The 18,151-nt window shown below is 29.2% G+C and carries 21 protein-coding genes; 8 read left to right on the top strand and 13 right to left on the bottom strand.

The features are described 5' to 3' along the window. Positions 1-223 precede the first annotated feature (223 nt). The 3 genes from ABXT53_RS01475 to ABXT53_RS01485 all read left to right on the top strand — a co-directional run bounded on the left by ABXT53_RS01475 (position 224) and on the right by ABXT53_RS01485 (position 2,250). On the top strand, positions 224-736 hold the full coding sequence (locus ABXT53_RS01475; RefSeq protein WP_415290901.1) for a YIP1 family protein: 513 nt from the start codon (positions 224-226) through the stop codon (positions 734-736). Positions 737-784: 48 nt separating this feature from the next. Next, the gene (locus ABXT53_RS01480; RefSeq protein WP_415290902.1) at positions 785-1,360 is read left to right on the top strand and encodes a hypothetical protein; all 576 of its coding nucleotides are present in this window, start codon (positions 785-787) and stop codon (positions 1,358-1,360) included. A 71-nt stretch (positions 1,361-1,431) separates the two neighbouring features. Next, on the top strand, positions 1,432-2,250 hold the full coding sequence (locus ABXT53_RS01485; protein WP_415290903.1) for an alpha/beta hydrolase: 819 nt from the start codon (positions 1,432-1,434) through the stop codon (positions 2,248-2,250). A gap of 104 nt (positions 2,251-2,354) precedes the next feature. On the opposite strand, the gene ABXT53_RS01490 is transcribed toward ABXT53_RS01485, so the two are convergent. Next, positions 2,355-2,582, bottom strand: a complete 228-nt coding sequence (locus ABXT53_RS01490) for a hypothetical protein (protein ID WP_415290904.1) — start codon at positions 2,580-2,582, stop codon at positions 2,355-2,357. Positions 2,583-2,594: 12 nt separating this feature from the next. Continuing rightward, positions 2,595-3,080: a YajQ family cyclic di-GMP-binding protein gene (locus ABXT53_RS01495; RefSeq protein WP_415290905.1), complete on the bottom strand. Its 486-nt coding sequence runs from the start codon at positions 3,078-3,080 to the stop codon at positions 2,595-2,597. A 129-nt stretch (positions 3,081-3,209) separates the two neighbouring features. On the opposite strand from ABXT53_RS01495, the gene ABXT53_RS01500 reads away from it, so the two are divergent. Together ABXT53_RS01500 and ABXT53_RS01505 are read left to right on the top strand one after the other, a co-directional pair. Next, positions 3,210-3,416 carry a SlyX family protein gene (locus tag ABXT53_RS01500; protein WP_415290906.1) on the top strand — a complete coding sequence of 69 codons (207 nt, stop codon included), beginning with the start codon at positions 3,210-3,212 and terminating at the stop codon, positions 3,414-3,416. 16 nt (positions 3,417-3,432) lie between these two features. Next, positions 3,433-4,614 (top strand): NAD(P)/FAD-dependent oxidoreductase, encoded by a 1,182-nt coding sequence (locus tag ABXT53_RS01505; protein ID WP_415290907.1) that lies wholly within the window; start codon positions 3,433-3,435, stop codon positions 4,612-4,614. On the opposite strand, the gene ABXT53_RS01510 is transcribed toward ABXT53_RS01505, so the two are convergent. From ABXT53_RS01510 to rpsF, 11 genes are all read right to left on the bottom strand, one after another. Next, a complete protein-coding gene (locus tag ABXT53_RS01510) occupies positions 4,611-5,912 on the bottom strand; it encodes an MFS transporter (RefSeq protein WP_415290908.1) in 1,302 nt (433 codons plus the stop codon). The two genes, ABXT53_RS01505 and ABXT53_RS01510, sit on opposite strands and share 4 nt — an antisense overlap. A gap of 58 nt (positions 5,913-5,970) precedes the next feature. Continuing rightward, positions 5,971-6,831, bottom strand: a complete 861-nt coding sequence (locus tag ABXT53_RS01515) for a DMT family transporter (protein WP_415290909.1) — start codon at positions 6,829-6,831, stop codon at positions 5,971-5,973. After that, positions 6,828-7,757 (bottom strand): glutathione synthase, encoded by a 930-nt coding sequence (gene gshB / locus ABXT53_RS01520; RefSeq protein WP_415290910.1) that lies wholly within the window; start codon positions 7,755-7,757, stop codon positions 6,828-6,830. The genes ABXT53_RS01515 and gshB overlap by 4 nt, the downstream gene beginning before the upstream one ends. After that, entirely contained in the window at positions 7,747-9,042 is a 1,296-nt protein-coding gene (locus ABXT53_RS01525) for a glutamate--cysteine ligase (RefSeq protein ID WP_415290911.1), read from the bottom strand. The genes gshB and ABXT53_RS01525 overlap by 11 nt, the downstream gene beginning before the upstream one ends. An 81-nt stretch (positions 9,043-9,123) precedes the next feature. After that, on the bottom strand, positions 9,124-10,605 hold the full coding sequence (purF, locus tag ABXT53_RS01530; protein WP_415290912.1) for an amidophosphoribosyltransferase: 1,482 nt from the start codon (positions 10,603-10,605) through the stop codon (positions 9,124-9,126). Next, entirely contained in the window at positions 10,559-11,104 is a 546-nt protein-coding gene (locus ABXT53_RS01535) for a CvpA family protein (protein ID WP_415290913.1), read from the bottom strand. Before ABXT53_RS01535 ends, purF begins: the two co-directional genes overlap by 47 nt. 7 nt (positions 11,105-11,111) lie before the next feature. Then, positions 11,112-13,496, bottom strand: a complete 2,385-nt coding sequence (locus ABXT53_RS01540) for an efflux RND transporter permease subunit (protein WP_415290914.1) — start codon at positions 13,494-13,496, stop codon at positions 11,112-11,114. Positions 13,497-13,517: 21 nt separating this feature from the next. Next, the gene (locus tag ABXT53_RS01545) at positions 13,518-14,936 is read right to left on the bottom strand and encodes a replicative DNA helicase (RefSeq protein ID WP_415290915.1); all 1,419 of its coding nucleotides are present in this window, start codon (positions 14,934-14,936) and stop codon (positions 13,518-13,520) included. A gap of 67 nt (positions 14,937-15,003) precedes the next feature. Further along, positions 15,004-15,462, bottom strand: coding sequence for a 50S ribosomal protein L9 (rplI, locus tag ABXT53_RS01550; RefSeq protein WP_006997210.1), 459 nt, complete (start codon positions 15,460-15,462; stop codon positions 15,004-15,006). Beyond that, on the bottom strand, positions 15,462-15,740 hold the full coding sequence (rpsR, locus tag ABXT53_RS01555; protein WP_415290916.1) for a 30S ribosomal protein S18: 279 nt from the start codon (positions 15,738-15,740) through the stop codon (positions 15,462-15,464). Before rpsR ends, rplI begins: the two co-directional genes overlap by 1 nt. Positions 15,741-15,742: 2 nt before the next feature. Next, on the bottom strand, positions 15,743-16,108 hold the full coding sequence (gene rpsF / locus ABXT53_RS01560; RefSeq protein ID WP_415290917.1) for a 30S ribosomal protein S6: 366 nt from the start codon (positions 16,106-16,108) through the stop codon (positions 15,743-15,745). A gap of 86 nt (positions 16,109-16,194) precedes the next feature. On the opposite strand from rpsF, the gene fabD reads away from it, so the two are divergent. The 3 genes from fabD to ABXT53_RS01575 are packed head-to-tail and all read left to right on the top strand — an operon-like array spanning position 16,195 to position 18,145. Further along, a complete protein-coding gene (gene fabD / locus ABXT53_RS01565; protein ID WP_415290918.1) occupies positions 16,195-17,127 on the top strand; it encodes an ACP S-malonyltransferase in 933 nt (310 codons plus the stop codon). Further along, positions 17,120-17,857, top strand: coding sequence for a 3-oxoacyl-[acyl-carrier-protein] reductase (fabG, locus tag ABXT53_RS01570; protein WP_415290919.1), 738 nt, complete (start codon positions 17,120-17,122; stop codon positions 17,855-17,857). The genes fabD and fabG overlap by 8 nt, the downstream gene beginning before the upstream one ends. Before the next feature lie 48 nt (positions 17,858-17,905). Further along, positions 17,906-18,145, top strand: coding sequence for an acyl carrier protein (locus ABXT53_RS01575; protein ID WP_415290920.1), 240 nt, complete (start codon positions 17,906-17,908; stop codon positions 18,143-18,145). Positions 18,146-18,151: the final 6 nt, after the last annotated feature.

Here is an 18,151-nt window from a genome sequence, read left to right on the forward strand (position 1 = left end):
TTTGGCTTGCAAAATAACTAGCAATAAAAATTAAACAGTAAATTGCTATAAGTGACAAGATTAGATAAGCAAAAAAATTAATTATGACACGCATTATACATTCTAATAGCTTCATGGTTACTATATTAGTATTAGCTTATTAAAAAGTATAGTAAATTGTAAAGACTTATAAATAAGAAAGCTATATTAATAAAATGATAAAAAATATTAAAAGGACAAAAAAATGAATTCTCAATATATAAACAGAATTATAAGAGCTTGTAAGTTAGATGTTAATCTTTACGAAGAGGTAGAGGCTGATAAATCGGCAACATTTCAAGCAGCAGGAGTTGTGGTGCTTTCAAGTTTGGCAGCAGGAGTGGGAGCTTTATCACTTGGAACATCTAATTTTTTGATGGCCCCTTTGTTAGCATTGGTTAGTTGGTTTGTTTGGGCTTACTTAGTTTATTTTATTGGAGTGAAATTTTTTCCAGAACCTACAACCGAAGCTGATCATGGTCAGTTATTAAGAACAATTGGTTTTTCTAGTGCACCAGGACTTATTCGAGTTTTTGGTATCATTCCTAATTTGATGAATATAGCTTTTATTGCAGCAGCAATATGGATGCTAGTTGCAATGGTTATTGCTGTAAGACAAGCTCTAGATTATAAAAGCACCTGGAGAGCTGTTGGAGTTGTCGTAACTGGCTTTTTAATTCAATCTGTTGTTTTATTTATGATGCTGAAGCTATTTTAATATCTTAATGACAATAAAGATCGTGCTTATAGGAATTAAATATTGATCATGAAAAAACTTTTAGGGATCATGGTTCTGGGTTTGTTGTGGTGTAGTACAAGTTACTCAAATATTATTATGCAAGATTTAATTGATGCTTTAGTTGAAACAAAAAAACCTAAAAGTATAGAGGTTGCTAACAATTTAAAGTCTACAGGTGATAACGATAAATCTTATGATTTAGTTATTCGAAAAGCTAACTTAAACATTAAAGATGCAAAAAATATTGCAACTGCAATTAAGAAAATTGACCAAAATAAAGGACCGCAACTAGGTACGATAAGCATGAGTTTTAATGAAGATTTAAAAGATGAAGGGGTAATTACAATTCTTAATCATATTCCTTTAACAACTTCAGTAATCGCATTTGTTGAGTGCGGAATAACTGATAAAGCAGGGCAGGCTATTATTGATTGGGCTGCTAAAACTAATAATCTTAACGGCATATATATAGAGGGAAATAATTTCTCTAAAGATATGGAAGAAAAGTTTGAAAAATTAAGAACCGATAACCCTAGTTTAACTGTTTTGAGTGAATGGGCTAGCGAAGAGTTTAAAGAAATGGTTAAGAAAACATTTAATTAATATGAAAAAACTTTTAGGGATCGTGGTTCTAGGTTTGTTGTTAGTTTCTTGCTCTAAAAACAAAGAAGAAGATGAAAAAAAATTTTAAAGATTATTTGTTGAAAATAATTTTAATTATACCAATAGTTTACTTTTCTTTACTTTTTATTATATTTATATTTCAAAGAAATTTATTATACGAGCCAAAAGAAAATAATTATTTTGGCGATGAATTGAAAGTTAAAATAGAAAAAGTAAAAATTATGACAAGTGATAATTTTGAATTACTTGGATGGTTTCACGAAAAAGATCTTAGCAATTTTAAAACTATAATTTTCTTTCACGGTAATGCAGGAACATTAGAAAATAGAATACATAAAATTAATCATTTTAAAGACATGAATATAAATTTTTTAATTATTTCTTGGAGAGGATTTAGTGGAAACTTAGGCAAACCATCAGAAAAAGGTTTATATGAAGACGGCGAGAGTGCAATTAATTGGTTAAAAGAAAAAGGACTTAAAGATAATGACATTGTTCTGTATGGCGAGTCTTTAGGTACTGGGATTGTAACTCATGTTGCCCAAAACCATAAATTTGCAGGCGTTATCTTGGAATCCCCATTTACATCTATGGTTGATGCAGCAAAAAATGTGTATCCATATTTTCCAATTAGATTTTTACTTAAAGATAAATACGAAAGTGATAAAAAAATTAAAAATCTTAAGTCTCCAATTTTAATTATGCATGGAGAAGCAGATAAAATTGTGCCATTTTGGATGGGTAAAAAAATGTATGAATTAGCTAATGAACCAAAATATTTTTATTTTCCTGAAAAAGACAATCATATGATGGAATACAACGAAAAGATGATAGTAGTTTTGAAGGAATATTTAGAGAGATTAAATTAAATGAAAAAACTTTTAGGGATCGTGGTTCTGGGTTATAGGATTATCTGGGATAGACCCCAAACAAACCCCAAACATTTCTGGGTTGGAACAAAATGTTCTCTTGCTTAACTTGGGTTCTCTTTCAAAAAGTTAATGTAATCAACAACTTCTTGAAACTTATCATCAGGAATATCTTTATATGAGTTGCCAAACTTCTCTTTGACGCATAGAGCAACATGGGCATAGGGGTTTCTTCCTTTAGGGTGGTTAGGATGGCTTGGTAACTGACCCAGTAAATAATCGCCAGCATCCTGTATCATTTTCCACAGTTTACTTGCGTTTTCTTTATTCATAAAAAAATGAAATTAATCTCTAAAATTTACAAATTCAATTGGCAGACCAATATCAATAGCTTCTATTGCAGCCATTGCTTCTTGAAGATCATCTCTTTTTTTTCCTTCAGCCCTTAATTCTTCACCTTGAATTTTAATCTGGATTTTAAGTTTAAGTTTTTTTATATCAGCAATAATTTTTTTAGCATTTTCTTGGCTAATACCTTCTTCTAATTCACTGACTTGCCTGACAGTTGTACCTGCAGCACTTTCTGAATTTTTAATAACTATTACTCTCGGATCTACTTTTCTTCTTATAAGATGAATTTGTAGTAATTCATTTACTTGTTTTAATTTTAATTCGTCTGGTGCTAGTGTGGTGATTATCTTATCTTTTCTTTCAATTGAAATTTTAAGTCCCTTAAAATCATATCGATTACCAATTTCTCTTAAACAATTAGCAAGAGCATTATCAAATTCTGGATAATTAATTTTACTTATTACATCGAATGAAGGCATAATTTTTAATATTTATATAATAATGTATTTTTTAATTAGAACAATCTTATTAGCAATATTATTATATTAACAAAAAATACTAGGATTGACTAATTGATTTACTTTAAAAGAAGCAATAAGTTATGATTTATGGAAAACTTAGTTAAAAAGTTAGAAGAACAGATTACTTTTCTACAGCAAGAAATGTCTCAAATGAGTAGTGAGCTTTATTCCCAGCAAAAAGAAATTATGAGCTTTAAAAAAGAAATTTCAAACCTTAATAAAAGAATTGAAGAATTAGATAGCGGAATTGAATCTAGTATTAATAAAGAAGATACGAAACCACCACATTATTAAATTTTATAATTAATTCATGACAGAAAAATATGATGTTATTGTAGTAGGTGCGGGTGCAGCAGGCATGATGAGTGCTATAGAAGCTGGTAAACGTGGAAGAAAAGTACTTTTAATTGATCATGCAAAAAAGATAGGAGAAAAAATTAGAATATCAGGCGGTGGAAGATGTAATTTTACAAACATACACACACACCCCAGCAAGTTTATTTCAAACAATCCAAAATTTGTAATATCAGCTTTAAAACAATACACACAAAATAACTTCATAGATTTAATAAAGAAACATAATATTAAATTTCATGAAAAAAAATTAGGACAACTCTTTTGTGATGAAAGTGCCCAACAAATTATTGATATGCTACTTTTAGAGTGTGAGATGGCAAATGTAGTTTTAAAAAAAGATACAACTATTGATGATATAGACAAACAAGATGATAAATATTTTATAGTTGTTGGAGGTAATAAATATTTTTGTGAATCTTTAATTATTGCAACAGGTGGTCTATCTATCCCAAAAATTGGAGCAAGTAAATTTGGTTATGATATTGCTCAAAAATTTAATTTAAAAGTTATTGAAACATTACCTGCGCTAGTTCCTTTAACTTTTAGTGAAAAAATACTAGCAATTTGCAAGGAACTTACAGGGTTATCCGTTGAAGCAGTTGTTTCATTTAAAAAGACTTTTTTTGAGGAAGGAATGTTGTTTACCCATAGAGGTTTGAGTGGACCTTCTATATTACAAATCTCTTCTTATTGGAAATTGGGAGCTGACATTAAAGTTAACTTATCACCAAAACTAAATGTAGATAAATTTCTAAATGATAGAAAAATTTCTAATCCTAGACAAGATATAGGCATTATAATTTCTGAAATCCTTCCTAAACGATTAGCTCATATAATCTGCAACTCAAATAATGTTGGTGGAAATATATGTGAATTATCTAACAAAGTATTAAACAGTTTGAGTAATTCTATAAATGCTTGGGCGATAAATCCAACTGGAACTGAAGGTTATAGAACTGCAGAAGTTACTTTGGGCGGTATTGATACTGAAGAAATTTCTTCTAAAACAATGATGTCCAATAAACACCCTGGATTATTTTTTATTGGAGAAGTTGTGGATGTTACTGGTCACCTAGGTGGGTATAATTTTCAATGGGCTTGGTCTTCTGGCTATGTGGCAGGCCAATATGCTTAAAGATTAGTTGTTGTTTGAACTTCTTCAATTTTTTGTGGTTCTTCAATAGGCTCTGTTGTTGGGTTTAATTCAATTCCAGCAGGTGTAATAGATGAAGGCATAGCAACGAACTGAGAGTCTGGGTTTTCTACAGTTGCTCTAATCTTCATTCTATAAATACCAAATATTCCTATTAAGGCATGAAAGATAAGTAAAAATAAAAAAAATCCATTTGAACCAACTATATTCATAAAGATTGAACAAAGAAATGGACCACCCATTGCACCCAAGCCAAATGTAAACTGTATACCAGCTCCAGCTGCTACAAATTTTTCTTTTGGTATGTAATCATTGGTATGAGCACAAATTAATGAAAACATTGGTAGACTACAAATAGAAAAACAAATTAAAAAAATAAAAAACCACACTTTGCTTGTGGCAAGTTCACCAGGTAAATACATTTGGTCTGACGATATAATAGCAAGCATAGCAAAAATACATGCACCAAAAGTTGAAATCACTATTACTTTCCTTCTATCGTATTTATCAGAAAGTTTTCCAATAGGATATTGTGAAACAGCACCAGAAACTGCTAGCAGAAAAGTTACAAGTGATATTTGGAATATAGTAAAATTCATTGATGCTGCATATACTGCTAACAATGTAAATAGTGCTGCTTGAATAGTTCCATAAAAAAATGCACTTACCACTCCAAAAGGTGAGGTCTCATAAAGTTCTTTTAAAGGCATACCCTTAATCTTTTTAAATGTAGGTGGTTTTTTTTTAGTTAATAAAATTGGTATAAGAGCAATAGATGTAATAATTGAAATTAATATGAAAGGTTCATAATTTATAGGATTGCTAAAGTTTAATAAAAACATACCTATACCCATTGAACCATATAAAATAACCATATAAATAGACAAAACACTTCCTCTATTTTTATTACTTGATCTATCATTCAACCAACTTTCAGCGACAGTATAAATACAAACCATACTTATTCCGGTTAAAACTCTTAGAATAAACCAGATATATGGATTAATAAAAACGGAGTGAACCAAGATGACTAAAGAAGCTAAAGATGCAAAAGCTGCAAAAACTCTGATATGACCAACTCGAGATATAAGACTAGTAATTGTTGATGTACCAATGAAGTATCCAACAAAATAGCCCGACATCATAAAGCCGGTGGCGGCTAGACTAAATTCTTCTTTCACTGCTCTTACCCCTAGGAGTGAACTCTGATATCCATAGGCCATCATTAAAAAGCCCATACCTAAAAATAATGCCCAAGAATTCTTTAAAACTTTATTCATAAAATTGACCGTACTTATTTGCGATCTAAATGTAAATCAAGTCTTAATTGTGATTAAATTAAGAATTCTTTAATTTGATAAATGAGTGGATTGCGATGGCCGTGATGATAACAGCACCACCTTGCATAGTTTCAAGACTGGGTTGCTCCTTAATAATCAACCATACCCAAATAGGACCAATTATAGTCTCTAATAAGAAAAATAGGTTCACTTCAGCTGCGGGTATGAACCTTGGAGCCATGGTGACTAGCACAAAAGGTATAGCAACACACATAACACACATTAAAGGAACAATAATTAGGTCACTATCCGCTAGTGCAAAACTTTCAATAAATAGAAGCGCAAACATAGCTACAATTAACTTACCAACAACAGCTGCAGGAATTAGGTTTTTATCCTTTGCAGATCTAATAGTAACCGCACCAACAGCTAAACCTAAAGCAGTTATTAAGCCTAATATATCCCCAAAAAAGTTACCTAACTGTATTGAATCGTAGAATATATAAATGGCAGCTGTAAAAGTTACAAATATTGTAATCCATGTTTTTCTATCAGGTAATTCTTTTAAAAATATTGCTCCAAGTATTGCAGACAACATAGGAGCCATTGCAATCATAACTAATGTATTGGCAACATTAGTATTTTGTATTGAAACAACAAAAGTAATATTAGTTACAGAAAAAGTGCCAATATAAAGTAGCCCATGATAGCCGCTTGAAAAAAGCATTTTAAAGAAATTTAATTTATAAATTAATAACATTCCTAAAAATACAGTGATGAAAGGAATAAGACCTCGATAAAAAACTAGGCCCCAGGTATCTACATTAGAAAGTCTTATAAATAAGCTATCAGGGGTAATAAACATTACTGCAACAAAGGCGAGTAAAGACCCTTTTTGTTGTTCAGATAAATTGTTCAAGCCCTTAATCCTTTCCAAAATACTTTTGCAAGATTGATATTTGTAAGATCATAAAAAGATTTTAATCCAGTAGGAGAAGTTACATTAATATCTCCATTTAATTTTTGATCAATAAAATCAATCCCCGAAAAGTAGATATCATTTTTTTTAAGATTTTTGCCAATTAAATTTGAAATTTTATTTTCTTTTTTTGTTAGTTTAACAGAAATAGGTATGGCCCCTTTACTCATGTTGCTTAAAAAAGATCCTTTTTTTGGAACTCTGGAGATGGCACCACAAACTTTACCATTAATTATAAAAACTCTTTTATCTCCAAACTTAATTTTAGGCAAAAACTTTTGGCACATAATATGTCCATGTTTTTTTATAAAATTTGTAATTAATTTAGTATTAATCTTATTTTCAAATAAGTGAATATCATTTCCACTAAAGCTATGAATAGGTTTTATAATCATTTGTTTGTTTTTTGAAAAAAATTTATTAATTTCATTCATATCTTTTGTGAAAATTGTATCTGGCATATATTTTTGAAAAAATGTTGAGTATAGTTTCTCAGAGATATTTCTAATAGACGTTGGATTATTAATAATTTTAACTTTATTTTTTATCTTATCCAATATGTAAGTTGTTGAAATGTATTCTAAATTAAAAGGAGGATCTTGACGTATCAAAATATACTTACATTTAGTAAGTTCTAGTTTTTGATTATGCAATATTTTAAAAAAACGTTTATCTGAATAATTAAACTCTACGTAATATCCGTTAGCTATGACCTTATCGTCGATTATTGAAAGGTCTTTAGGCTCATAATAAAAAATCTTATATTTTAACCTTTGAGCCTCAATAGCTAGAAATATACTAGTATCAGTTAAAGGTTTTAGTTTTGAGGGATGATCACCTTGAATTGCAACTATCTTATTTGTCATATAAATCGTTTAAATTTTCATTCTTAGAAAATTTATCCATCATATGATCTGCGTTTGTTGACTTGTTATCAATTAGTTTATCTAAGTGATTTAAAAATTTAGCTTCATTATCATTAGATTTATTCAAAATATCTCTGTTTAGTAATCCTTTTCTTGAAATACCCAGTAGCAATGATGACCAATGTAATAGATCTTTTCCCATCAATTCGGTATTAAAACCTTTTTTTGGTGCCTCTAGATAGGCATTAATTATTTTATTTTTATCCCACTTAGAAATTAATTCGTAAGCTTCATCTAAGTTGCCATATAAAATTCCAGTATTAAAAGCAGGTCCAGAACACAAACAGTCCCAGCCACAAGTATCCATTGATCTTAATTCTATATATTTCTTAAGTCTATTTTCTGTAAAAATTGTACTTAAGTGAGTAGTTAAATCAGCTTCAGTTGGAAGTCTGTTGTTAACTTCATTAATTTTTCCACTCATGAAATCTGAAAATGAATAACCACTTCCTGATAAATATTCTTTTTCATTTTGGATAAATAATAAAGGAAAGTTTATTGAAAAATCTGCATATTTTTCAAAATCCATGTTATCAAAAAATACTTCTGGTAAACCACCTCTCGATGTTTCTTGCCAAACTTTAGATCGATAAGAGCTGAAACCACTTTTTTGTTTTTCAACTATTGAAGAATTTGCAAACAGTGCAATAGATATAGGTACAATAGAATTTATTATCTTGAATTTTTTAATAAAATCTTTTTCTGATTCATAATCTAAATTAAGTTGTGTACCACAAGTTCTATACATCATGTCTAGACTTAAAGAACCACCATTAGGCATATCTTTGGTCATTACTTGATATCTTTGCTTTGGATTATTTGGAACTTCTTTAAGACTTGAGATAGGATCAAAACCTGCACTAACAATTTTTAAATTTAATTTTTTTGTTACTTGTTGCAACTCAAATAAATAATCGTGAGATTCGGCACAAGCCTCATGAATATTATTTAACTTATCACCTGATAATTCAATTTGATTTCCAGGCTCAAGAGTAATACTTTTTCCTTGTTTCTGTAATCCAATAATATTCTCTTTTTCCATTATTGGCTTCCATCCAAATTCTCTAAGTAGTGAAAACATTTTAAGGACAGTAGGGTAATCTACTCTTTTGTTTGTTTTTTCATCAAATAAAAACTTTTCGTGCTCAATACCAATCTTAAAATTTTCAGTATCTTTAATTCCAGATTTAAAATATTTGATTATGTGCTCTTTGTGAGTGATCATTGATTTATATATAAGGATTTAAAATTCATTTTAAAGCCTTTATGTTCAGCTCTTCTCTATAAGGGTTATATGATAATTTATTTAGTTATTCGAAGCAGTACTTAGCAATGATAATTGAGTAATTTTATCATCACCCAGTACGTCAATAGGCTTAACAGGGTATTCACCTGTAAAATAATGATCAGTTAATTGAGGGTACGTGTCGTTACGTTTTTCAAATCCTATTGCTCTATACAAACCCTCAATCGATAAAAAATCCAAAGATTTAGCACCTATATATTCACAAATTTCTTCATTTGTTTTATTTGCTGCAAGAAGCTCTTTTTTAGTTGGTGTATCCACTCCATAAAAGTCTGGATATCTAATTTCTGGACAGGCAATTTTAACATGAACCTCTTTTGCACCAGCATCATAAAGCATTTTAACAATTTTATGTGAAGTTGTTCCTCTAACTAAAGAGTCATCTATCAAAATAATTCTTTTATCTTTAATTGTAGTTTGATTAGCATTTAATTTTAATTTAACCCCCAAACTTCTAATCTTTTGACTGGGTTCTATAAAAGTTCTTCCAACATAATGATTTCTAATTAAACCTAATTCAAAATTAATTTTTAAATGTTGAGCAAATCCAAGCGCTGCAGCATTTCCTGAGTCCGGTACAGGAACTACTATATCTGCATCAATTTTATTTTCTTTAGCAAGTTCTATTCCTAAGTTTTTTCTATGCTCGTAAGCTGATTTTCCATCTAATAAACTATCTGGTCTTGCAAAGTAAATATATTCAAAAACACAAGGCCTAACTTTTCTTGGAGGGAAAGGTTTAAAGCTTTTTAACTCATTATTTTCAATCAAAACAATTTCACCATTCTCCACATCTCTTACGTACTTAGCTCCTATAATATCTAGTGCGCATGTTTCAGATGCCAATACGTAACTGTCTTTTATTTTACCAATAATTAAAGGCCGTATTCCATATGGGTCCCTAACACCTATTAACGTACTTTGTGTAAGCATAACCAGTGCGTAGCCACCTTGAATTTGAAATATTGCATCAATAACCTTATCAACTGTGTTGTTTCTTTTTGATTTTGCAATTAATTGAACAATTGTTTCAGTATCTGATGTTGTGTAAAAAATTGCACCATCTTCAACTAACTTATTTCTAAGTGTAACAGAATTAGTTAAATTTCCATTATGTGCAACGCCAATACCACCTGCGTTAGTATCTGCAAAGAAAGGCTGGATATTTCTTAAGGTATTTTCACCAGTAGTACTATACCTGTTATGACCAATAGCATATTTCCCAAGTAAATTTTTTAATACTTTTTCTTTGTTAAAGTTATCTCCAACCAAACCAAATCTTTTTTCTGAATGATATTTTTCCCCATCAAATGATACAATCCCACAACCTTCCTGACCTCTATGTTGAAGCGCATGAAGACCTAAAGCAGTTAGGGCAGCAGCATCATTACTATTGCTTATACCAAATACACCACATTCTTCTTTAAGTTTTGGATTATAGTTCTTCAATTTTTTCTTTAGAATCTTGATAGTTTTTTTCATTTGGGAACTCTTTCAACAAATAATTACTACCTTTTTCTATGTATGGAAAGGTGTATGATTTATCAGTATTAATTGGCCATTTACTATAATTATACACAATATCTATAGCTGAAAATAAACAAATGCAGATTACATAACTTCGAATAAATCCAAAAAATAAGCCAAATAAGGAATCGAGTCTTCCTAATCCCACAAATTTTACTGTTTTACTAATAGCCTTGTTTGCAATTAGAATAATAAAGACCACTAAAACAAAAATAGTTATACCGAGTGCAATATCTAAGACATATTCACTATCAATTATATTTTTAAAATAAGGCTTAGCTTTTGGAAAAAGAATTAAAGTTACAACATAAGCCAACAACCATTTTGAAGCTGACAATAAACTTAAAACAAAACCTTTACTGTAACACTTGATGACTGAAAAAATTGTAATGATTAAAAATATTAGATCTATTAAAGAGACTGCTTGATAAAAATCTATTAAAGTATCAAGCATAATAACTTTATTTTCCGAATGGTTTACTTATTAAAATAAGAGAGGGTAGCAAAGTTAATACAGAAATCATGGCAAGCAACATCGCTAATCCAGTAAATACACCAAAGTAAATTGTTGGTATAAATTTAGAGAAAACAAGAATTGAAAAACCAAAGACAATAGTTATTGATGTATTTAGTATTGCAACACCGACTGTTGAGTGACAAACTTTTAGTGTTTTATTATAATCTTTATTTTTTAAAAACTCTTCTTTAAATCTATAAATATAATGAATGCTATTATCTACTGCTATCCCGATAGTAATAGCAGCAATAGTAATAGTCATCATATCAAGTGGTATCCCAAGCAGACCAATAATTCCTAAAATAAAAAAAGCTGCAATAAAATTAGGAACAACACCAATAAGAGATAGTTTAAAATTTCTAAATAAAATCATAAACATGGCAAAGATTCCAACCATAACCAAACCCAATGTTAGTATTTGAGATTTAAAAAGACTTTGGAGTAAATTATTAAATAAAATTAAAACACCAGCTAGTTTAAATTCTTCCTTGTTAAGTTTTAATCTATTCTCAAGGTCATAATTTATTTGGTTTATTAAATCATTTCTTCTTAAACCTTCCTGTGAGTCAATAATTCTAAGACTTATCCTTGCTTCATTATCTTTTATGGATATGTAGGGATCTATAATATCTTTTTTTATACTTTCTGGAATTTTGGAATAAAGAACACCCATTTCTAAGGTTCCAAGGGGTTTGTTGTTATTTAACTGTGTAGCAACTTCAATGATTGAGCTAAATGATAAAACTTTTCCAACCGCAGGAAGATTATCTAAATAATTATGAACATTTTGAATTTTTTCAATTTTATCTTTAGTAAACCAGTATTTTTCATCATCTTTACCACCTTCATCATCCCAGCTTTCAAACTCATCATCTTCCTTAGACTCTACAGCGACATTCTTCGGAAATTTTAATATAACTTCTAAAGGTGTAGTACCACCTAGTTTTTCATCAATAAGTTTCATGCCTTTATAAATCTCAGTATTTTTATTAAAATAATTTATAAAACTATTTTCAACTTCAAGTTTACTTATGCCATTAACACTTAAGGCAACAACCAAACCTGTTACTAAAAAAATTATACTTTTATTGTTAATAGAAATTTTACCAAAAAAAGAAGTAATCTTAGAATCTGCCTCTTCTTTGACCTTCACTTTGTTGTTGGACATAAAGTTCAGTAGAGTAGGGAGTAAGGTAAATGTAATGATAAAAGAAGTTATTAATCCTAAAGTCATCATCCATCCAAAATCAATAATTGGTTTAATGCCACTAAATACTAAAGATAAAAAAGCACATATAGTTGTAAGAACTGTGTAAATGATCGGCCAAAACATCTTACTAGCTGTCATTGTAATAATTTTTAAATTATCTAAATTTGGAAAATCTTCTCTTAATTGTAGAAACCGGGTACTCATATGAATATTCATTGCCATAGTTAGAATTAACATTAGGGCAATAAAGTTTGAGGATATAACGGTAACCTTCCAGCCTAGAAGTCCAAGTAGACCTGTCATAATTAAAACTGAAAAAAAACAACTACTAATTGGAACAATAATCCAAATTAGTTTTCTAAATATAAACCATAGAGTAGCGATAATAAATAAAAGAACTCCTAGACCAAAAACAATAATATCACTTTTAATAAATGACATCATATCATCTGTGATCATTGGAATACCTCCAAGATATATTTTTCCAACATCTCCATAGGTTTTAATGATCTCTCTTATCTGAGTGATATTTTCGTGATTTTTCTTTTTTAAAGTGTCTTTATAATTTTCAATCTCTTGAACTGATTTATTTTCAATATCTTTTAGTTCATCTTTTTTTATATAAACAATTATGCCACTTGTCTTGCCATCTTCACTTATTACAAAATTTCTAAAAACTGGACTATTTAATATTTCTTTAAATCCTCTTTCAGTATCAACACCCTCGTCTTTTAAAGTTTTAAAGCTTTCCAATCTTTCCTGAAGAGGCGCTTCTGAATTACTTAATAAAGGAATATCGAGTAGCGTAATAACACTATGAACCCAATCTAGACTTTGGATTTTATACTTTAAACTTAAAAGATTATTAATAGAAGATTCAGTTATCATTCCTTCATTAGGAGAATAGGTTAAGACTAAAAATTCTTTAGAACCATATCTTTCAGTGATTTCTTTTAAATATTCAAGATCAGGATCACCTTCTATTAATAGAGTGTCAGATGAGGCATCTAGCCTAAAATCCTTAGAAAAATAACCAAAACTTAAAAGGGTAATTAATAGTAATACAAAAATTGATTTAGGGTTTTTTAAAACAATATTTTGATAAAACAAAGACAGCATTCATGTCTAATATATTGGATATTAGTTAGTTTGAGTATCTTTAAATTTGGTAAACATTGCCTCAAATTCTACCATAACATTACCTGTTGGACCGTGTCTTTGTTTTCCAATAATAAGTTCTGCTAGATTAGAAACTTCATTCATTTTTGCTTGCCATTCAGCGTGTTCAACAGTTGCAGGTCTAGGCTCTTTTCTCTCTAGATAATACGCTTCTCTATACACAAACATTACAACATCAGCATCTTGCTCAATTGATCCAGATTCTCTTAAATCTGATAACTGAGGTTTGTGATCATCTCTTTGCTCTACTGCTCTTGACAGTTGTGATAGAGCAATTACTGGAAGTTTAAGTTCTTTTGCCATTGCTTTAAGGCCTTGAGTAATTTCAGAAATTTCTTGAACTCTACCGTCTCTATTATTTCCTGATCCTCTCATCAATTGAATGTAATCTACAACAATCAAATCTAAACCAAATAATCTTTTAATACGTCTTGCTCTGTTACTCATAGCAGCAATACTGATAGCTGGCGTTTCATCTATATATAATGGAAGTTCAGATATGTTTTTTGATGTTTCAATAAATTTATCAAACTGCTCATCAGAAATTCTTCCTCTTCTAATGTCATTTGATTTAATTCTAGATTGTTCTGCTAAAATTCTGGTTGATAATTGTTCAGAAGACATCTCAAGTGAAAAGAAGGCAACTGCAGATTTTTTTCCTTTTTCCTGTAATTTTTGAGCTGCATTAAAAGCTATATTTGTTGCTAAAGCAGTTTTACCCATTGATGGACGACCTGCAATAATAATTAAATCTGAATTATGAAGTCCACCCAATCTATCATCTAAATCTCTTAGACCTGTAGGAACACCCACAATGCCTTCATCATTTTGATATGCCGCTGAAGCCATCTCAATAGTTTGTTTCATCGCTTCATCAAATTTAACAAGTGACGAATTGAATGATCCTTTTTCTGCAAGATCAAATAATAATCTTTCAGAATTTTCAATTATATTCTGGCCATTAACATCAAGTGCATTTAGTTTTGCAGCATCAATAGTATTTTCAGATATCTTAATTAATTCTCTTCTAACAAACATATCATAAATAATTCTTGAATATTCTATTGCTTGTCTTGGTGGGGTAGAAAATTTTGTAACTTTTACTAAATACTCAGGAATATTTAACTCATCTTTTTCATTTTCAAAATAATTTTTTAAGGTAATGGGGTTTGCAAGCATCCCTTTGTAAATTAAACTTTCAATTGCTGAAAAAATACTTTGATGCATTGGGTCATAAAAGTTAATATTAGAAACGATAGTATTTATTTCATCAAACGTTTCATTTTGAACTAATATTGATCCAATTACGGCTTGTTCTGCTTCAATATTATTAGGAAGTTCTTTAAATGTATCTTTAACTATGCTTAGGTTATTTTCCATGAGTAAATCTTATCTCAATTAAAATTTAAAAAAATAACAAATATATGCTGGGGAAAAAATTGTATAATTACTGAATAGTATCAGCTGTAACTACATTAATAGTAATTTCAGAATCTACTTCAGAGTGTAGAATAATTTTTACCTTAAATTTACCAATTGATTTAATTTCAGTTATTGGCTGTATCATTGAAGGTTTAATATCTAGCTTGTCATTTTCTAATATTAGTTTTGAAATTTCAGTTGGTTTAACTGATCCATAAAGTTCTTTATTCTCAGTACTTAATTTTTTAATTTCGTATTCTTTATTATTAATTTGTTCAGAAATTTTTTGAGCTTCTTTTTTCTTTTCAGTATCTTTTTTACTTAGCTCAGATTTAATCTTTTCAACTTCTGCAATATTTTCTTTTGAAGCGTAAAGAGCTTTTTTATTTGATATTAAGAAGTTTCTAGCAAAGCCTCTTTTAACATCTATAATTTCTCCAATAGATCCAATTCTTCTTAAATTTTCTAAAAGTATAACTTTCATTAAATTAACGCTAAATTTCTAGCTCTCTTAATAGATAGAGAAAGCTCTCTTTGTTTTTTTTGTGAAACATTTGTAATTCTTGATGGTAAAATTTTACCGTTTTCAGACATATATTTTTTTAACAATCTGATATTCTTATAATCAACTTCTGGAGCACCTTTAGCAGATAATGGGCAAGTTTTTTTAAACTTGTATTTATTAGGTTGAAAAATACTTAGTTTTGCAAAGTTACTTTGACTACCTTTTTTTTTATTTCCTGTTCTTTTTTTTGATGGCATAATTAGTCTCTATTATATTCTCTTTTATATTCTTTTTTTTCGTACTCATCTTTTTTTGAAAAGTATTTAGCTTCTAAATTAAATTTTTTAACCTTAACTGTCATATATCTTAGTAGGTTTTTATCAATTGCTTCATTTTTTTCTAATTCATCAATAATTTTTCCAGATCCTTTAATTTTAAAGTGCATATAGATGCCTTTTTTATTCTTTTTAATAATGTAAGCTAAATTTAACAAACCCCAATCTTCAGTTTGTACTATTTCTCCTTCATTTTTTTCTACTATTTTAGAATACTTTTCTGTTAATTGCTTAACTTGAGCTGGGCTAGTATCTTGTCTAGCAACTATTGTGTGTTCGTATAAATTCATAATTGTTCTTTAATAAAAAGTGAGGATATACTATTATAATTATTGAATTACAACACTTAAAACCATAATAAACTTTAGATATTTAAATGTTTTCTGTTATTTTTCCAGGTCAAGGCTCACAATTAGTAGGAATGGGTAAAGACCTGCATGCCAAATATAGCTTAGTTCAAGATCTATTCAAGGAAGCTGATGATACACTTCGTTTTTCAATATCAAGCCTTATCTTAAATGGACCTAAAGAAGAATTGGACCTAACTGAAAATACTCAGCCAGCTATATTTTTACTCAGCTATTCAATATTCAAGTTAATTAAAGAAGAGTTTAAAATCGATTTAGATAAAGCAAAATTTTTTGCTGGACATTCTTTAGGAGAATACTCAGCATTAACTGCTGCTAAGTCATTATCATTTTCAGATACTTTAAAAATACTAAAGATTAGAGGCGATGCAATGCAAAATTCTGTTCCAAAAGGAGTTGGTGGTATGGTTGCAGTTTTAGGCTCAGAAATCGAAGTAATAGAAAAAATTATTGATGAAAATAAAGATAAATACGAATGCTTTATTGCAAATGATAATTCTGTAGGTCAAATAGTATTAAGTGGAAAAATTGAAGACCTAGAAAAAATCATGGTTGATTTGAAGGCATCAAATATTAAAAATATTAAATTACCAGTTAGTGCTCCGTTTCATTGTAAATTAATGAATAATGCGACACTTGTAATGAAGGAAGAAGTAGCAAAATTAAATTTTAATGAACCTAAAAATATTCTTATTTCAAATGTAACAGGAAAAGAAATATCTAATTCAAACGAATTAAAAGAATTATTAGTTAGGCAGATTGAAAGTAGTGTTCGTTGGCGTGAAAGTGTTTTATTTATGATTGAGAAGGGTGTTACAGAATTTATAGAAATAGGACCTGGTAAAGTTTTATCAGGATTAATTAAGAGAATTGACAGAAATGTTAAAGTTAGTGCAATAAATTCTGAAGAAGATATAAAGTTAATTAATATCAATGAGTAGTTTAAAAAATAAAAATATTATAATTACAGGTGCCTCAGGTGGAATTGGTAATTCTATAGTTGAGAGATTAAACCAAAATGGTGCGAATATTTTAGCTACTGGCACAAGAATGGAAAAGCTAGAAGAGTTAAAAGAAAAATTTAATAATGTAAAAATTCTTAAATTTGATATTTCTCAACATGACAAAATTGAAGAATTTATAGAAAATGCAACAAAGGAATTAGGTGGGTCATTAGATTGCATTGTTAATAATGCGGGTATTACTAAAGACAACTTAACTATTAGAATGAGCTTAGAAGAGTGGTCAAAAGTGATAAATATTAATTTAACTTCTACATTTTTAATGTGCAAATATTCAATAAAAAAAATGCTTAAAAATAAATCTGGAAAAATTGTCAATATAACTTCAGTAGTTGGACATACTGGTAATGTTGGACAAGCAAATTATACAGCATCCAAAGCTGGTATAGTCGCAATGTCAAAAAGCTTAGCTATCGAATATGCGAAAAAAAATATTAATGTTAACTGCATATCCCCTGGCTTTATTAGTACTGCTATGACAGACAAAATAGATGAAAAATTTAAAGAAACAATAATTGCTAAAATTCCATCTAAAAAACTAGGTAAACCCGAGGATATAGCTAATGCAGTTAATTTTTTTAGTTCAGATCAGTCAGATTATATCAATGGAGAGACATTGCATGTTAATGGTGGCCTGTATTTGGGTTGACAAAATTACTTTTTGAACTATTAACCAAATATAACAAAAAGGAACATTATGTCAGAAGATATTTCAAACAAAGTTAAAAAAATTGTAGCAGATCATTTAGGTATTGATGAAGCAAAAGTATTAGATGATTCGAGCTTTATAGACGATCTTGGAGCAGACAGTTTAGATACAGTTGAGTTAGTAATGGCTTTTGAAGAAGAATTTGGTTCAGAAATCTCGGATAGTGAAGCTGAAAAAATTCTTACTGTAGGTGACGCTGTTAACTTTATAGCGGGCAAAGCAAACTAGAAATTA

This window comes from Candidatus Pelagibacter sp. Uisw_136 (assembly GCF_047720275.1).
Taxonomy (GTDB): Bacteria; Pseudomonadota; Alphaproteobacteria; order Pelagibacterales; family Pelagibacteraceae; genus Pelagibacter.

Excerpts from the sequence above, each read along its gene's own strand:
- ABXT53_RS01475 (WP_415290901.1), top strand. The coding sequence starts at position 224 with ATGAATTCTCAATATATAAACAGAATTATAAGAGCTTGTAAGTTAGAT.
- ABXT53_RS01480 (WP_415290902.1), top strand. The coding sequence starts at position 785 with ATGAAAAAACTTTTAGGGATCATGGTTCTGGGTTTGTTGTGGTGTAGT.
- ABXT53_RS01485 (WP_415290903.1), top strand. The coding sequence starts at position 1,432 with ATGAAAAAAAATTTTAAAGATTATTTGTTGAAAATAATTTTAATTATA.
- ABXT53_RS01490 (WP_415290904.1), bottom strand. The coding sequence starts at position 2,582 with ATGAATAAAGAAAACGCAAGTAAACTGTGGAAAATGATACAGGATGCT.
- ABXT53_RS01495 (WP_415290905.1), bottom strand. The coding sequence starts at position 3,080 with ATGCCTTCATTCGATGTAATAAGTAAAATTAATTATCCAGAATTTGAT.
- ABXT53_RS01500 (WP_415290906.1), top strand. The coding sequence starts at position 3,210 with ATGGAAAACTTAGTTAAAAAGTTAGAAGAACAGATTACTTTTCTACAG.
- ABXT53_RS01505 (WP_415290907.1), top strand. The coding sequence starts at position 3,433 with ATGACAGAAAAATATGATGTTATTGTAGTAGGTGCGGGTGCAGCAGGC.
- ABXT53_RS01510 (WP_415290908.1), bottom strand. The coding sequence starts at position 5,912 with ATGAATAAAGTTTTAAAGAATTCTTGGGCATTATTTTTAGGTATGGGC.
- gshB (WP_415290910.1), bottom strand. The coding sequence starts at position 7,757 with ATGACAAATAAGATAGTTGCAATTCAAGGTGATCATCCCTCAAAACTA.
- ABXT53_RS01525 (WP_415290911.1), bottom strand. The coding sequence starts at position 9,042 with ATGATCACTCACAAAGAGCACATAATCAAATATTTTAAATCTGGAATT.
- purF (WP_415290912.1), bottom strand. The coding sequence starts at position 10,605 with ATGAAAAAAACTATCAAGATTCTAAAGAAAAAATTGAAGAACTATAAT.
- ABXT53_RS01535 (WP_415290913.1), bottom strand. The coding sequence starts at position 11,104 with ATGCTTGATACTTTAATAGATTTTTATCAAGCAGTCTCTTTAATAGAT.
- ABXT53_RS01540 (WP_415290914.1), bottom strand. The coding sequence starts at position 13,496 with ATGCTGTCTTTGTTTTATCAAAATATTGTTTTAAAAAACCCTAAATCA.
- ABXT53_RS01545 (WP_415290915.1), bottom strand. The coding sequence starts at position 14,936 with ATGGAAAATAACCTAAGCATAGTTAAAGATACATTTAAAGAACTTCCT.
- rplI (WP_006997210.1), bottom strand. The coding sequence starts at position 15,462 with ATGAAAGTTATACTTTTAGAAAATTTAAGAAGAATTGGATCTATTGGA.
- rpsR (WP_415290916.1), bottom strand. The coding sequence starts at position 15,740 with ATGCCATCAAAAAAAAGAACAGGAAATAAAAAAAAAGGTAGTCAAAGT.
- rpsF (WP_415290917.1), bottom strand. The coding sequence starts at position 16,108 with ATGAATTTATACGAACACACAATAGTTGCTAGACAAGATACTAGCCCA.
- fabD (WP_415290918.1), top strand. The coding sequence starts at position 16,195 with ATGTTTTCTGTTATTTTTCCAGGTCAAGGCTCACAATTAGTAGGAATG.
- fabG (WP_415290919.1), top strand. The coding sequence starts at position 17,120 with ATGAGTAGTTTAAAAAATAAAAATATTATAATTACAGGTGCCTCAGGT.
- ABXT53_RS01575 (WP_415290920.1), top strand. The coding sequence starts at position 17,906 with ATGTCAGAAGATATTTCAAACAAAGTTAAAAAAATTGTAGCAGATCAT.